The sequence below is a fragment of the Robinsoniella sp. RHS genome, assembly GCF_001029355.1.
GTDB classification, from domain to species: domain Bacteria; phylum Bacillota; class Clostridia; order Lachnospirales; family Lachnospiraceae; genus Robinsoniella; species Robinsoniella peoriensis.
On sequence record NZ_JNGB01000020.1, the window covers coordinates 251,612 to 266,780 of the forward strand.

A 15,169-nucleotide genomic window follows, 5' to 3' on the forward strand; every position below is an offset into this window, starting at 1 on the left:
TGATTTTCATCAGTAAAAATCACTCTTTTACTGCTCCAATTGTCAATCCTTTTTCAAAATACTTCTGGAGCAGCGGATATAATAGTATGATTGGTCCGATTGCCAGAACACAGGTTGCCATTCTCGCACCCTCGCTTGGCAGTACCCCCAGTGCCTGTTCAATGGAACGGGAAGCCTGGGCATTGGATTGCAGATACCCGATGTTATTCATTAATGACTGCAGCAGATACTGCAATGTATATAATTTCGGGGTTTCAATATACAGGGAACAGGTCATCCAGTCGTTCCAGTATGCAATTGATACAAATAGTCCAATCGTTGCCAGGGATGGTGTGGACAGAGGCAGTACGATCTTAAAAAATGTCCGGAACTCTCCGGAACCGTCAATTCTTGCCGATTCAATCAGCGAATTGGGAATGGACTTAAAAAAGTTTTTCATAATCAGTACATTTACAGCCGATACCAGATTGATTAAAATTAAAACCCAAATGGTATTCTTTAGATGCAGGTATCTGGTCATTAACATATACTGCGGCACCAGACCGCCGTTAAACAAGACCGGTATGTATACAAAGAATGAGATTTTTTCTCTCCAAGTCACTTCATCTCTCGTCAGCGAGTATGCCAGCATAGCGGTGATCAGAAGATGCAGTGCCGTACCCATAACCGTTACCACAATCGTTACTACATATGCCTGTGCCACAGATGCCGCTCCGCTGAACACATAGCGGTAAGAGTCCGTGCTGAACACTTTCGGAATAAAATGATAACCATCCACCATCAGAGAGGTTTCCCCGGTAAATGAAATCCCCACAACCAAAAGCAGCGGCACGACACAGATTAAACTAAGGCATAAAAAAATCGTATGAATGCCTACCTTAAAAACACTTACAGTTCTTTTCTTTTTCATAGGATCTCCTTCCCTTAAAATAGTGCGCTGTCCGGATCGATTTTCTTAATGATTTTATTGGAAATCAGAACCAGGGCAAATCCAATTGTAGACTGATAAAGCCCCACTGCCGCTGACATTCCATAATCATTAATTTTTTTCAGGGATCGGAAAACGTAAGTATCAATGACATCTGTTGCCGGATATAGTGCACCTGCATCATTTGGCAGGGTATAGAATGCATTCCAGTCTCCAAGACCGCCGTTAAACAGCTTTCCTACCCAGAGCAAGGACAGAACGATCATGGTTGTACGGATCAGAGGCAGTGTAATAAACTTAATCTGCTGCCATTTCGTAGCTCCATCTAACTGTGCCGCTTCATAATAGTCTGTATTGATACCCGCAATTGCAGCAACATACAGGACAGAGTAGTAACCGACATTTTTCCAGAGATAAGCCAGCGGCATAATCGCTCTCCACTTAGACGGCTCGCTGTACCATTGTATCCCTTCTATCCCGAATTTTCCCAGGACATTATTAATAATACCTCTGTCTACGCTTAAAAAACTAAATAATATATACTGAATAACGATCCAGGATAAAAAAGTAGGAATCAGTATGGCGCCTTTATAAGCAGCGGATACATATTTGTTTTTCACTTCATTTAACAAGATGGCAAGTGCCACCGCCACTACCGTTACCAGAACTGCTTCTATAATATTGTACAGAATCGTATTCATCGTAACAATTCTTGCTGTATCGGATTTAAAGAAAAACTCAAAGTTCTTAAATAAAGGGTTGATAAATTCACTGCCGAAAATCCCATCCGTGGGTTTATAATTTTTAAAAGCCAGTATTACCCCCGGCATTGGCAGATAAAAAATCAATGTGATCATGAAAAGTCCCGGAGCCATCATTAAATAAAATGGCATTTGTTTTTTTACCGATCGTTTCCAATTACGCTGCCCGTTTACTGCAAAACTTTTACCTTTCTTACGATTACTTATTTTCTTCATTCTAAATTTCCCTCCTTAATCTGTTCCCTATTATGCCCTTAATGCCTACGCTTTTCAACAAAGATAATTTCGAAAACCTTCGTTTTCTTCCTGTTTTAGCATTTTTATACCCCTGCATACCGCAAACGGGTCTGCGGTACTGCTTCAATAGAAAGTATGGAACGCTTTTGTTCCATACTTATCTCTCTGAAAACGAACACTTTTCAGGATTACAGCAGATTTCATGATTTTAACACGATGCAGCGGGAAGTCATGTGCTCCAGCATGACCGGCAAAAGTATCCCGCCTTCCCTTTTTTCAAATTGCAGCGGAACCGGCTTTCCTTCTTCTCTGGAAATTTCAAATGCGTCCTGTACCGGAAATGGAAGATCTAATTTCACATTTTCAAAATCATCCGTTGCATAATTGAACAGTAACAGCACTTGCTGTCTCTCCCGGCTAAAATGACTTACGGTTACATAGGGACAATTTTCTATGATTACAGGCTGCCGTACATCCTTCATGGATAAGATGAGGTGCCTTAGCATTTCCTGTCTCACCGGGTTTAACAAAAAGTTATGCCTGTCACGCATATGGCCGTAGGGCAGTATCACGGCGCGGTTCGTTACATAGACAACTCCCTCTCCTACGACAGAACCATCCGGCGCTTTTAGCACAGAAACTGTCTGGTGCGGCTCTTTTGTATACGTTATATTAAGGTAATCCCCCGTTTCCCCCATGGTCTGAGCAGAAATCCTGGCATACGGCAGGTTCTGGAACCGTTGTTCTGTAATCACCTGTTCGTAGCTGTGCTTACCGGTATTTGCCGGATACCATTCACAGGAAGTAATTCCCAGCAGACAGCCAAGCCCCATATCCACCAGGGTTTCCACTGCTTCTCCTTCCAGCAGGAGGACATTGTCAGAAAACATCTTCGTGATTTCACATGGTTTTAAATTTCGAAAATACTGTCCGCTGACCGCCATAATCTCTCCTGTTTTGGAACAGTCATCACAATAATGGTTCGCCATGCCAAATGCAGAAAGGTATTCTGCCCAGAATGTCTCCCAGGGCTGTATGGCTGATAAACATCTTGTTCCGTCTGTATGTATGGTATAGGAAGAATTGCTGCTGTACATCACACAAATGCCTTTTTCCTCACTGCCTTTCAGATGCAGACCTGTGATCCCGGTTAAATATGGTTTTGCCCTGCTTAGCAGTTCATCATATTTTTGTTCCTTATTTATGCCGTTCCCTATCATATCGAAGAGATTCATGGTGATTCCGTCTGCCCCTACAGCCAGGGCACTTTCTATTTCCAGGCGTGTAAAACGGTGAGATTTAGAAAATGTTGTATGGGGGAAATTATCCAGCTCAGGCCAAAGCTGCGCCTGGCCTTTTGTCATGGCTGCACTCAGTTTGGTAGTCTTTTGGAAATCCAATGCATACTGGCGGGGCGAAGCTTCTGCATATGCCGGCAGATGCGGGCGGTTCAAAGGCGCCGTCTCACCTGATAAACCGGAGAAAATACCGTTCCAGTCACGTCCCTCCACGCAGTGCACCTCCGGACCGGAACTCATAAGTCCCATCCTTGTATGGGGAGATATCTCATGGACCGCCTCACCCAGAAGAGCTGCAAAACCACACATGGTATCTCTTGCGGTATCCAGCCACACCTTCCGGTAAGGATGCGGGGAACCCTGGCACAGAATGCCCTCCAGAAAACTTTCCATATCCACTTCTTTTCCTATACGTTTGGCAAACTCTCTCTTATGCAGTTCACAAAAGCATCCTCCCCATTCCAGCGGGGGATGGTTGTGCAGCCTGAAATCATCTTCAATCCATATAACTGCAAAATGAAGATCTGCATACAAACGATAAACAGCTTTGATATAGTCCTGAAATTGTTGATCCAAAGGGCAGGCTACTGCGTCTGCTTTCCTGCCGTTATAATCAGCCATAGTGGTAAAATTCTGATCTTCTGCTAAGGTTCTTCCCCGGTCTGCATGGAGAACCGTTGTCCAGGGGTTTAAGGATACGCTGATTCCCTCTTCATTTAACTTGGGTTTAAACTTTTCTATCATTTGAAGCCACTCTTTTGTCTTCTCCAATGATAAATGCCCCTGATTGACTTCTTCCATATTCAGAAAAAACTGGACATCATCAATCTGTGCAGATTTACAAAACTTCAATAAATCATAAAACTTCTCTTCTGCGTAAAAATCCGGGCAGATGCCAATACGCAGCGAGTAAGTAAATTTTTCATTCATTCTTCTTCTCCTTCACTTATTTTTTCCCATTATGCTTTAATTACCGGAATTTCACAACGATGACTCTTTACAAATTCACGTATTTCTAAGAAATATACCTCTCTGAATTTTAATCTTTTCTACGAATAATATCACTTTCCCCAATCCTCTATTGAATCTTTTCTTATTTTTATTATAATGATATTATCAAAAGGCAAAGGTGGAAGAAATAAAATGAAAGCATTTATATTTAAAAAGCTGCATACAGACTCACAAAAAAGCAGGAGCTTTTTTAACAGCACGCTCCTTAGCTTACTTGCAATATCTGTAATTATTACCATTCTTCTTTCTTCTTTTCTTTCCATTAACTATGGAAAAACTTCGCTGAAACTGACTTCCGGTTTTAACCAGAACCTGGTATCACAGACAAATTATACCGTGGAACAGCTCAATGACAATATACAGCGGGTGACCCGTTCTCTCATTAATAATAATGACATTATTTCGTTTCTTTATATGAATAACCGCTCTTCCACCACTCCGATTCTGGCAAGCCGCGTACTGGATAACCAGCTGGTTGTACTTCCTTATGTTGAAAGCATCTATCTCTATAACGCGCAGCTGGATTTATTCTTTTCGTCTAAAAACGGCAGCCAGTCAGGCAGCAGTGAATTTACAGATTCGGATTGTGTAAAGTTGGTGACAGACCCGGACTTTATCGCCGCTTATGATAAACACCCGATTCCAAGAAGGATTAACGAAATGACCCAGAATGCTGAAATTCTCTCCTACGTCTACTATGATTCCTACACCGGCAAGGACGGACGCAGGAATGCTATTATAATTAATACTTACGCTTCCTCTCTGACAGATGCCATCCATTCCATGAACAGATATAAAGAGGGAACCCCTATGGATTTCATTGTAATGGATTCTGACATGACCGTATTAAGTTCTGTACTGACCCCCAGGCTTCTGGAAAATGCCGACACATTCTCATCCTTTAAGGAAAAATTTGCAGACGATAAACGATTCGGCAACGGTTTTTTTACCATTGATAAAACCCGCTATTTTTATTCCTTTACACGTGACAATGTGAATAACTGGTACCTGATCAGCTTGGTTCCCTCCAGTATTATTTTTAAAGATATTATCTCAGCCGTACTGATCAGTTCCGCCATTATGATATCTGTTTTTCTGTTCTGCATCCTCCTGTGCTTATTCTTTGCCAAGAGGCTGAATACACCGATACAGAAAGTAACCCACTTGCTGGAAGACCAGGCCTATGGCGATTCCGATGTAAAGCTTCAGGTTCCAACTGAATTTCAGCATATTCTGACAGTATTTGAATCTTTGCACCAGAACAATCAAAAATTGAATACTTTAAAGAAAAAAAATGCCCAAAGCTATAAAGAGTCTTTCCTGAACAGCCTGGTCACAGGAAACCGCACTGAGCCTGTTGACAGCACTCTGCGCGCACTGGAGTCCCAGAATCTTACTTATCTTACAGACCAGCCGATATGCATGGCTGTCCTGAAAATTGATAACTACCAGGATTTTCTCAATGCCAACGCACCGAATGAATTATGGGTATTCCGATTCTCAATCGCTAACATCGCCGAGGAAATTGTCAGACAGTCCTTCACCTGCAATCTTTTCAGCCGGGAAAATGACAAATTTGTAATATTAATTAATTGCGGGAAAGAACTTCCCAATGAAGCTTTCCATCAGAAGCTGCAGAACATATTCCTTTCCATTCAAAAAAACGTAGACCGGTACTTAAAGCTGTCATTAACCGTGGCATACAGCACCCTTTTTAAGGGTCTGGAACACTTGCCCAGCATGTATATCAATATGGAGAACTCACTGCTGCAGAAAATACGTTACGGACACTCCAGTATTATCAGCCCGCAGATGATGGATGACCTGAATTCCGATATTTTCTTTTTCCCTAAGCAATTATCAGAACGACTGTCTTCCGCTGTATTAAATGGAAAAACGGGACAGGCTTTGGAAACCTACCAGAAAATTTCCCAACAGCTCTTTTCCTATGACTATAATGAGATTATGTCTTCCAGCATACGGCTTATTTATGACTTGTATTTTCAGATATCCGATAAATATCCTGTTTTGAAAGAAGACTGCATGACACTATTAAAGGACTGTCTGGTTGACCTGAAAAATGTAGAAATTGCATCTGATATCAGCAGGCTCATGGATACTTTACTCCAGTCCCTCTGCAGCAAAATAGCGTTTCTCCATGATAATCCATTCAGCCAGAATACGGATATCGTAACACAGCGTATCTGCCAGATCGTAGACCGGGAATTTTCCAACCCCTCTTTATGCCTGAGTTCTATCTCAGAAGAGATTGGGCTTTCCCCCAATTATATCGGACAGATTTTTAAATCAGCCATGCAGAAATCTGTTGCCCAGTATATCACAGATCTTCGAATGGAAATGCTTGCCCACTATCTGAATGAGACAAAACTTCCATTAAATAAGATCCTGGATAAAATCGGCATGGAAAAAAATAATTACTTTTATACCCGCTTCAAGAAGTACTTTAAAGTATCTCTTGGTGAATACCGCATGAATACACACTTACGTAATGATGAGTAATGAAAGAAAGGCTGTCCCCGGACGATCGTCCGGGGACAGCCTTTTAGAAAACTCTCTTACCATCTTATTTTTCACTCTCTGCAGGAATCACTGAAAATGCATCCTGCAATAATATGATTCATTCTTTGCCACTCCCTTCTATAACGGGATACAGGGAGGCTTCGTACAGTGCTTTCAGATTCTGTATTTTCCAATCCGGGGTTGATCCATTCCCCATAGTCATCATCAGGCGTCCATCCCTTCTGCCATATGCTTTCATCAGAAATGCAATTTCTTCCGTTACCTCTTCTGCAGAACCAAAAGCCATCAGATACTGTACATCCACGCCTGCTAAAATACAAATCTGCCCGCCAAATTTTTCCGCAATCTCCTGCTCATTCATGGTATTCTTCTGGATAGGATGGATCACATCCAGTCCGATTTCAATCAAATCGGGCAGAAACAGCTCAATATTGCCGCAGCTGTGCAGCCAGAAATGAGTTCCCAGCTCATGTGCCTTGTCAATGAGCTTTTTATAATATGGTTTGAAAAACTCCCGGAAAATATCCAGGGAAAAGAAAGGTGCCGTCTGTGTCCCAATATCATCGGATACAAAAAAACCATCTACATCCAGCTCTTCTTTTGCCCGCTCCATAATCCGCATATAAAAATCCGTCAGTCTGGTAAATAAACGGTGAATTTCTTCCGGATACAGATAAAAATCAGTAAGCGCATTTTCCATTCCCCGCAAGGACCAAAGCCGCTCAAAAAAACAATACCACCATCTTCCCAGCAGGTAACGCCCATCCTTTTCTTTTTTTCCCAAAATAAGAGCCGGTGATTTTGGATCTGGAAAAGTATCATAGAATTCCCCCGCATCCCCCCAGTCCTCAATCAGACACTGAGCATCCAGCCCCCTTCCCTCCAAACTATGTTTTCCGGGTGCCGCCCAGTAAAAGTCAGGATCTTCTTTTGGTCCCTCAGTCATTCCCGGCATCTGTAAAAATACTTCATCCACATCACAGGGGTACTTCTCCAGCCAGGCATTGCGTTTTCCGGCATCATTTTCAAATACATTATCATAGATCCAGATATCATATAGGAGCGGAATTCTTTTCGCTGCCCCTTTTCCCTCAATTACACGTAACACATCCTCTTTTTTCAATACTTCCATGCTGCATCCTTTCTTTGTGTACCTTCACTAATCGGAATAAATCCCGTATTTCTGCCAGATCTTCCACATTCTTTCATACCGCTCTAATGCCATGCCCGTATATACGCAGTTAGAGGTGGAGAAGATGTATCCCCTTCCCGCCTCCATTCCCTCACGCAGAGATCTTTGTACTTCAGCGTCGCATTCATCATCCGTTCCAGTCTGTAGCAGACCGCAGTTTACATTTCCGATAAGTGCAATGCCGTCTCCCACAATCTTTCTTGCTTCTGCCAGATTTACGCCCCCCTGGGGATCCAGGGAATGGATCGCATTTGGTTTGCAGTCGGCAATCTGTTTTAAAATGGGCATCACATTCCCGTCTGTATGTTTGATAGAATAATACCCCATTTTTCTGTATTCACTGATGATTTCTTTTAAATAGGGGATGATCAGTTCTTCGAACTGTTCCGGGGAAAAAAATGGATTTGTATTAAAGCAATAATCGGAACAAAGGGTGAATCCATCCAGTAAATGACCTTTTCGGTCCAGCTTATCAGCAAAAGCAGCATGCTCCTCTACTCTTCTCTTAGATATCTCATTTAGTTTTTCCGGCTCCTCCAGCATCTGTACTGCAAAATCAATCATGGTATCCCCATCCGGAATTGCCCAGGTCGGATCTCCATGCATCATCAGATAATATTCATCTCCTGACTTTTCCCGGATGGTTTCCAGTAACCACTGGATGTTATCAAAACCCCCCGGGTTGGAGTGTACAAAAATTGCACTGTGATCATATCGCTTTGCAGTATCGATATAAATATCAGCAATCTCCTGAATATGAAGCTTCTGCTCCGTGTAACTCATCTGATTCCACTGTTCATAGAATCTGTGGCTGGGATGTACCTTTCCAAGTGCCTCCATGGTAAGGAAAAATACCAGTTCAAAATGGGGCACCCTTCCCCCGATATCCTCACATTGTAAGGTCTTTATAAAACGTTCTTTGTGTGTCATATTAATACCCGTCACATATTGCAGGTTAGCCTGCAACACAGCCACTAAAAACAAGTTGAAAGAATCATCTCGTGGCTTCCTTTCTATATCATAATTTTCTTTCAACTTTAGAGCGTGTTTTAAAATTGCTTTCTGACAGATGTGCATCACAGTTTGTGGTAGATTTGTCCCGAATGAAGGGCGCGTAGCGGGCTACGTAACATGAATTCGGGGCAAATATACTGCAAACAATTCGAGGCTTTATTTAACTCCTTTTTGTTCCCTGAATTTTTCCCGGTATGCCTGCGGGGTCACGCCTATTTTTTTCCGGAAATAAGTATAAAAATAATTTGTGCTCACAAATCCGCATTTTTCTGCAAGATCTTTTGCTGCCCGCTCTGTATTCTCCAATTCCTTTAACACCCACTGCAGGCGTTCCCCATTTATATAATCCGCCACAGACATTCCCATATCTTTTTTAAACAGCCTTCCTAAATAATTTGGTGATACACTGAATTCATCTCCCAGCTGTTCCAGTGTGAGATTAGGATCGGAAAAGTTTTCTTCAATATATTTTTTTACTTCATCCAGCTTCCCGATCACTCCTTTTTTAACTGCTGCCTTTTCCTGCTTTTCATGTATTTTTTCAAAAAGCTGTAGGAACAGTTCATCCACTTCAGCAGCCTTTTCACATGCTGTCAGCTGAACTAAGAAGTCATTTGCTTCGGTTTCATAAAAAGAAAAGTCCTTTACACTACGGACAACAGTTATGCCCAGCCAGATAATCGCATTCATATATTCCACCATACTGCACTTTTTAAGTTTCTGTGTAAAGCTCTGGTAGACCTCCCACACATCCTGTCCGGAACGAACTGCCTTAGGCAGGCTGCCCGCCTCCAGCTGCTGGAACTCCGCCTGTTCTCCATGCTCTGTCTGAATCTGTTCGTATGTAAAATAAGTATTCGGCGGATAAAAAAAGCTTTCCTGCATAACCGTTTTCAGATTGCTGTTCACTTCCGGAACCTTTTCCAGATTAACAGTTTCTTCTGATCCGACCAGGGAAAAATTCCATTCAATAAAAACTTTCACATTTTCACAGAACGCGTGGAAACACTCACTGATCTTCTCCTGCATTCCATCCTCCTGCGTTGTTTCCAGAAGAAACGTCAGTGTGTGATCCCGGTTAATTAATCCCATTACCTGAAAATACTTCCCAAAAGTTTCTTCAAATATATTCTGAAAGCCATATTTGATATCGTAGGTACCGGTTTTTCCATAAATATCCCGGAATTTTTTGTACGCTTCCAACTGTAAAATCAACACGGCATACTTCTGGTTTTCGTCAACGGAGAATCCAAAGTTATCTATCTGCTGACGCAGCTGGTTTTTTCCAAAAAGCTTTCTGTTGTGAAGAAAATCGCTTAAGAATCCTTCTCTCAGAAGATACCGGTCCGAACGCCTTTCAGACAGGGCATATTTTTTTTCCAGCCTTCTATGTATTTTCAAAATGGTTACTGAATTAGCCAGGGCTATTACAACGACCGCAATTACAATAGTAAGCGTAAATCCCACGATCCAGCGGCGCAGGTCCAGAAGAACATGGAACATTGAATTCCACCTGGTAATTTTGACATAATTCCATTGGCTTTTGCCTGAAAAAAGATAGGAGAAAAAATATTTCTCTCCATCCACCACTGCTTCCTGATACTTAATCCCTTTTTCCGCCAATTGAAGTACCGTTTCCCTCATCTTCGCAGTCTCTTGGACCGGATAGGTCTGTAAATCCACAAGCCTTTCATTCTTTTCATCGATAATAAGCATCCGGCTGTCTTTCAGAATCTCCATATCCAGAATTTCCTGCAGCATCTTATCAAATTTCATATTGACAATAACCACACTTCCCGTTTTTTTCTGTTCTGCTGCATATAATAGATAAGAATAGACAACCTCCTTTTTCTCTGTCTGATTGGAATATTTCGTTGTCATCTCTCTGCGGATCAGATTTTGTGTATGATACTTTTGCGGATTTTCTAAGATGCTTACTATATTCTGATCAGAATATTCTGCTTTTCCCACTGCCCCAAACCTGCTTCCGGAGGTGATAAAAAGATCCAGGTCATTATTATAAATATAGATGGATTCAACTTCGGGATTCGTATTCTGGTACAGAGAAAGCTGGTTGCGCACCTTGCTCAGGGTGATACTGTTCAGCGTCTGTCCCGAAACGGCTGTCAGCAGTTCGGAACAGACGTCATCAAGCATTACCTGGGTGGCAATCATATTGGCTGTGCCGTTGGCTTCCTCAAAATCCGTCTGCACCTGTGAAAATGCCTGCATGGACATCCGGATATTCTGATCGATAATGACCTTTTTCACCATGCGGTACATCCATCCCGAACCCGCCAGAATCACTACCAGCATACTTACGGAAATCCCAAGAAAAATTCTGCGAAATAATTTTTGATTCTCCATCTGCTTCTGGTCTTTATACTTACGAGCAAGATATCCCTTGCAGCTTTCCATCAATTTCATTTCACTTCCCCCTGTCAGCTAATTTTATAATAATTTTCTAACAGAACCCTTCTTTTTGCAACTACAAATTGTGGCAAAGACTTCTTTTTTTATCACTTTCTTCTTTTTCCATGAAAACGCCGTGGGTGGAAAGCTTCATCTACCCGCGGCGTTACATATTTATCTCTGTATATCTTATTATTTTGAAGCGAGGAATTCATCAATCTGCTTCTGCATTTCAGCCATCACTTTATCAATTCCTGCCACATTTAATTTTTCCAGGAATTCGGCATTCGTTTCTTCCACAGGCAGCTCACCGCCCACAAGGCTTTCATACTCTTTTACAACTTTAGACACATTTGTCACTTCCATTTTGACTGCCTCCGGATCAAAGGAAAAACCAAGGATCGGAGATGTCTTCGCACTGTCATTCAGTGCCCTGGTCTGCTCCCAGATATCTTCCGGCTGTCCGGCAAGTGCATAGGTGTTGAATACATTTCCCAATGCCCACGACTGACCATGGGAATAACCGCTGTCAGAAATCAGTTCAATTGTATTCTCACCGGTCTTTTTATAATGTGTTCCTTCGATACCGTAGGAAATCAAATTTATGGCATAAGGATCTGTGTTGATCAGTTCCAGATACTTCAGTGTTTCTTCCGGATGTTTGGAGGTTGTGGAAATGCCATACATGGTTGCAATTACACTGTTAGTGGAAATATAAGGATCCGTTGCCGCCGTAGCCATTACACATTCATATCCTGCTCTTGCGGATTCTTCGGCTTCCACACCGGGCTTATAAGTTCCGGAATAAAAGGCAGACGTCTTTTTTGCAACACGCTGGCTCTCGCCGTATTCATCCATATATCCGCATTCGCCGTCCAGAAGCCCTTTTTCATTCAGACTGACCAGCTCATTCAGCATATTTTTCCATTCATCTGTTGCATAGAAGTTTACAACCTTAGCGGATGTATCATCCATCTTAATCGCACCGGCTGCCATGTAATCGCTGATATATTCATATCCGCAGTAATCCGCTGCCTGGGCACGATTTACCCCTCCTACCTTTGCACCAAACTGATCAAAGGCTTTCTGTGCATACTCACCCAAATCTGTGAGGTTTTTAACTGTACTAATATCTGTTGCTGTTCCGTCCACATAGTCTTTTGGCATCAGTGCACCGATCTGGCGGGCCACAATCTGCTGGTTTGGTACTGCATAAATTCCGCCTTTTACTGTAGCTGCCGTCCATATATAGTCCGGAATCGCCTTCTGAAGTTCCGGTGCAGCCTTTGGCAGCAGCTCTGTAATATCTATAAATGCACCTTTTACCACATTGGTATTGTAAGGATTCAGCCAGTTTGACGTAAAGCAGGCATCATACTCTTCACCGGATGCAATAATGGTCTGGATTTTATCACCGTAAGCGCCTCCATGGAATACATAGTCTACGGTTACCCCTATTTTTTCTTTCGTATACTCATTCAGTGCTTCCATTACTGCCTTTCCGTCTGTCTGCTCCGGAACCGGTGTATGAATTTTCAAATTGACAACTTCCTTGTCTTCTTTTTTCTCCGCTCCGCCGCCGTCTCCTTCTTCCGATACGTCATTTTTGCCGCCAGTCTTACTGCCGCTTTCCGCTTTTGCGTCAGTTTGGGCACTTTTCTCTGAATTACTGTTTCCGCTGCATCCAGCCAGTGTCCCCATTACCATTACTGCTGCCATTCCAAGAGCAATCAAATTTTTCCTTCTCATCTTTATTCCTCCTCATAAAATTTATATGTAATTGACATAGCAATTTACATTCTTTATCAGCCTTTTACGCCTCCGACAGTCAATCCTTTTACAAAATATTTCTGGAAAAACGGGAATACAGCCAGCATAGGTCCTGCTGCAATCACGCACATCGCCATACGCATAGATTCCGTGGGCATGTCTACCATGCTGATTCCCATTCCGGATATTGCTGAATTCTTGATCATTTCCTGTACATCCCGCATCAGAACATAAAGCCGGTACTGGAGATTATAAAGCTCCCGGTTATCAATATACATAAGCGGCTGGAACCAGTCATTCCAGTAATTCAATGTTATAAACATCCCTACCGTTGCCAGGGCGGGTTTTGCAAGGGGCAATACAATTTTCGTAAATATTGTCAGCTCCCCTGCACCATCCACGGTGGCTGCTTCCATCAGCGATGCCGGAAGCTGGGTGAAAAATGTTCGCATTAAGATGATAAACCATGGAACAATCAGCATAGGCAGCAGCATTGCCCAGATCGTATTTTTTAAATGCAGGTATTTTGTCAGCCATATATAGGTAGGAACCATACCGCCATTCAGCACCATGGGAATAATCAGAAATACCGTCAGCGGTTTGCGCCAGGCATAGTCTTTTCTGGACAGGACATATGCAATCATGGAATTCAGTGTGAGCCCGATTACAAGCCCCAGAACTGTAACTAAAATCGTCACACCATAAGACCGGAGTATTGCAGCCGCATCCTTAAATACAAATTTATACGCATCCAGCGTCATGCCTTTTGGAAAAATTCCATAGCCCTCTTTCATGATTCGGATATCACTGGAAAAGGAAATGGATACCACCGTGATAATGGGAATTACGCATAGTAAACAACACAGACCCAGAAATGCATAAATGATTATTTTAGGGCCTAATGATAAATCTTTCTTCATCTTTATTCCTCCCATTTAAAATAATGCACTGTCTTTGTCCAGTTTCCGTACAACCAGATTGGAGCCCATAATCAGTACAAATCCTATCACTGCCTGGAAACATCCCACAGCGGAACCAATTCCGATATCACCGGTTACACGCAGTGCCCTGTATATGTAAGTATCCAGTACATCTGTAGTTGCATAAAGTGCACCCTGGTCTCTTGTCAGATTGAAAAACAGTCCGAAATCCGCATACATAATTCTTCCTACCTGAAGAATTACCATTACTATAATAATTCCTTTCAGCATTGGAAGCGTTATCTTCCATACCATCTGCCATCTGCTTGCTCCATCCAGAGCTGCTGCTTCATAATAGGTATCATCAATTCCCATCAGACCTGCATAATAGATTACACTGTAGTAGCCCGCCATCTTCCACGCATACATAAAAGTCAGTATTACCGGCCAGTATTCTGACCGTGCATACCACGAAATACTGTGCAGCCCCAAAAATTGCAGCAGCTGGTTTATGATACCATAGTCATGATGCAAATACGCATACAAAAGATAACCCACTACTACCCACGACATAAAATATGGGAAAAACATGATCGTCTGTGTTACCTTAATCATTTTTCTGCTTCGCACTTCGTTCATCATCAGGGCAATTGCCACTGAAACAACCAGGGTTATACCGATAAAAAGTACATTCAGTCCAATCGTATTTCTAAGTACTACCCACGCATCGTTAGATTTAAAGAAAAATTCAAAATTTTTAAATCCGATCCAGTCACTTCCTAAAAATCCCTTGTCATACCGAAAATCTTTGAAAGCAATAATCAGTCCTGCAATAGGAACATAAGAAAACAGGAAAAGAATTACGGCTGCCGGCAGGGCCATTATGGTTAATGTCGTATTCTTTTTTCTGGAAACGCGTCCTCTTTTACGTTTTTCCTTCATCTTTATACCCATTGCTTATTGCAGTCTTGCCTGCAATACTGCCACAATAAACAGGTTGGAAGAATCACACCGTGGCTTCCTTTCTTTATTAAAATTTTCTTTCAACCCTCTTCCCCTTTCCATTTTATCAGCGGTTTCATTGT

Annotated in this window: 11 protein-coding genes; 2 read left to right on the top strand and 9 right to left on the bottom strand. The window is 42.2% G+C overall.

Features of this window, described 5'->3' with window-relative positions; translation table 11 throughout:
• Window positions 1–19: 19 nt before the first annotated feature.
• The 3 genes from RHS_RS11755 to RHS_RS11765 all read right to left on the bottom strand — a co-directional run bounded on the left by RHS_RS11755 (window position 20) and on the right by RHS_RS11765 (window position 4,154).
• Window positions 20–910, bottom strand: coding sequence for a carbohydrate ABC transporter permease (locus tag RHS_RS11755; protein ID WP_027292995.1), 891 nt, complete (start codon window positions 908–910; stop codon window positions 20–22).
• A gap of 14 nt (window positions 911–924) precedes the next feature.
• Window positions 925–1,905, bottom strand: a complete 981-nt coding sequence (locus RHS_RS11760; protein WP_027292996.1) for an ABC transporter permease subunit — start codon at window positions 1,903–1,905, stop codon at window positions 925–927.
• A 221-nt stretch (window positions 1,906–2,126) separates the two neighbouring features.
• Window positions 2,127–4,154: a hypothetical protein gene (locus tag RHS_RS11765; RefSeq protein WP_070041432.1), complete on the bottom strand. Its 2,028-nt coding sequence runs from the start codon at window positions 4,152–4,154 to the stop codon at window positions 2,127–2,129.
• Between the two features lie 213 nt (window positions 4,155–4,367).
• On the opposite strand from RHS_RS11765, the gene RHS_RS11770 reads away from it, so the two are divergent.
• Window positions 4,368–6,755: a helix-turn-helix domain-containing protein gene (locus tag RHS_RS11770; RefSeq protein ID WP_047833278.1), complete on the top strand. Its 2,388-nt coding sequence runs from the start codon at window positions 4,368–4,370 to the stop codon at window positions 6,753–6,755.
• 118 nt (window positions 6,756–6,873) lie between these two features.
• On the opposite strand, the gene RHS_RS11775 is transcribed toward RHS_RS11770, so the two are convergent.
• Entirely contained in the window at window positions 6,874–7,908 is a 1,035-nt protein-coding gene (locus RHS_RS11775) for a uroporphyrinogen decarboxylase family protein (RefSeq protein ID WP_047833279.1), read from the bottom strand.
• A 27-nt stretch (window positions 7,909–7,935) separates the two neighbouring features.
• Window positions 7,936–8,898 carry a uroporphyrinogen decarboxylase family protein gene (locus RHS_RS11780; RefSeq protein ID WP_047833329.1) on the bottom strand — a complete coding sequence of 321 codons (963 nt, stop codon included), beginning with the start codon at window positions 8,896–8,898 and terminating at the stop codon, window positions 7,936–7,938.
• Between the two features lie 139 nt (window positions 8,899–9,037).
• Here RHS_RS11780 and RHS_RS30870 point away from each other — a divergent pair, with 139 nt between their 5' ends.
• Entirely contained in the window at window positions 9,038–9,103 is a 66-nt protein-coding gene (locus tag RHS_RS30870) for a DUF6783 domain-containing protein (RefSeq protein WP_395022193.1), read from the top strand.
• A 35-nt stretch (window positions 9,104–9,138) separates the two neighbouring features.
• Here the strand turns inward: RHS_RS30870 and RHS_RS11785 are convergent, their stop codons facing one another.
• The 4 genes from RHS_RS11785 to RHS_RS11800 form a co-directional block, all read right to left on the bottom strand.
• A complete protein-coding gene (locus tag RHS_RS11785; RefSeq protein ID WP_047833280.1) occupies window positions 9,139–11,409 on the bottom strand; it encodes an AraC family transcriptional regulator in 2,271 nt (756 codons plus the stop codon).
• Window positions 11,410–11,586: 177 nt separating this feature from the next.
• Window positions 11,587–13,143 (bottom strand): ABC transporter substrate-binding protein, encoded by a 1,557-nt coding sequence (locus tag RHS_RS11790; RefSeq protein ID WP_047833281.1) that lies wholly within the window; start codon window positions 13,141–13,143, stop codon window positions 11,587–11,589.
• A gap of 56 nt (window positions 13,144–13,199) precedes the next feature.
• Window positions 13,200–14,084, bottom strand: coding sequence for a carbohydrate ABC transporter permease (locus RHS_RS11795; RefSeq protein WP_395022151.1), 885 nt, complete (start codon window positions 14,082–14,084; stop codon window positions 13,200–13,202).
• A gap of 15 nt (window positions 14,085–14,099) precedes the next feature.
• Complete coding sequence (locus tag RHS_RS11800; RefSeq protein WP_027291883.1) at window positions 14,100–15,026, bottom strand: sugar ABC transporter permease; 927 nt, start codon at window positions 15,024–15,026, stop codon at window positions 14,100–14,102.
• Between the last annotated feature and the right edge of the window lie 143 nt (window positions 15,027–15,169).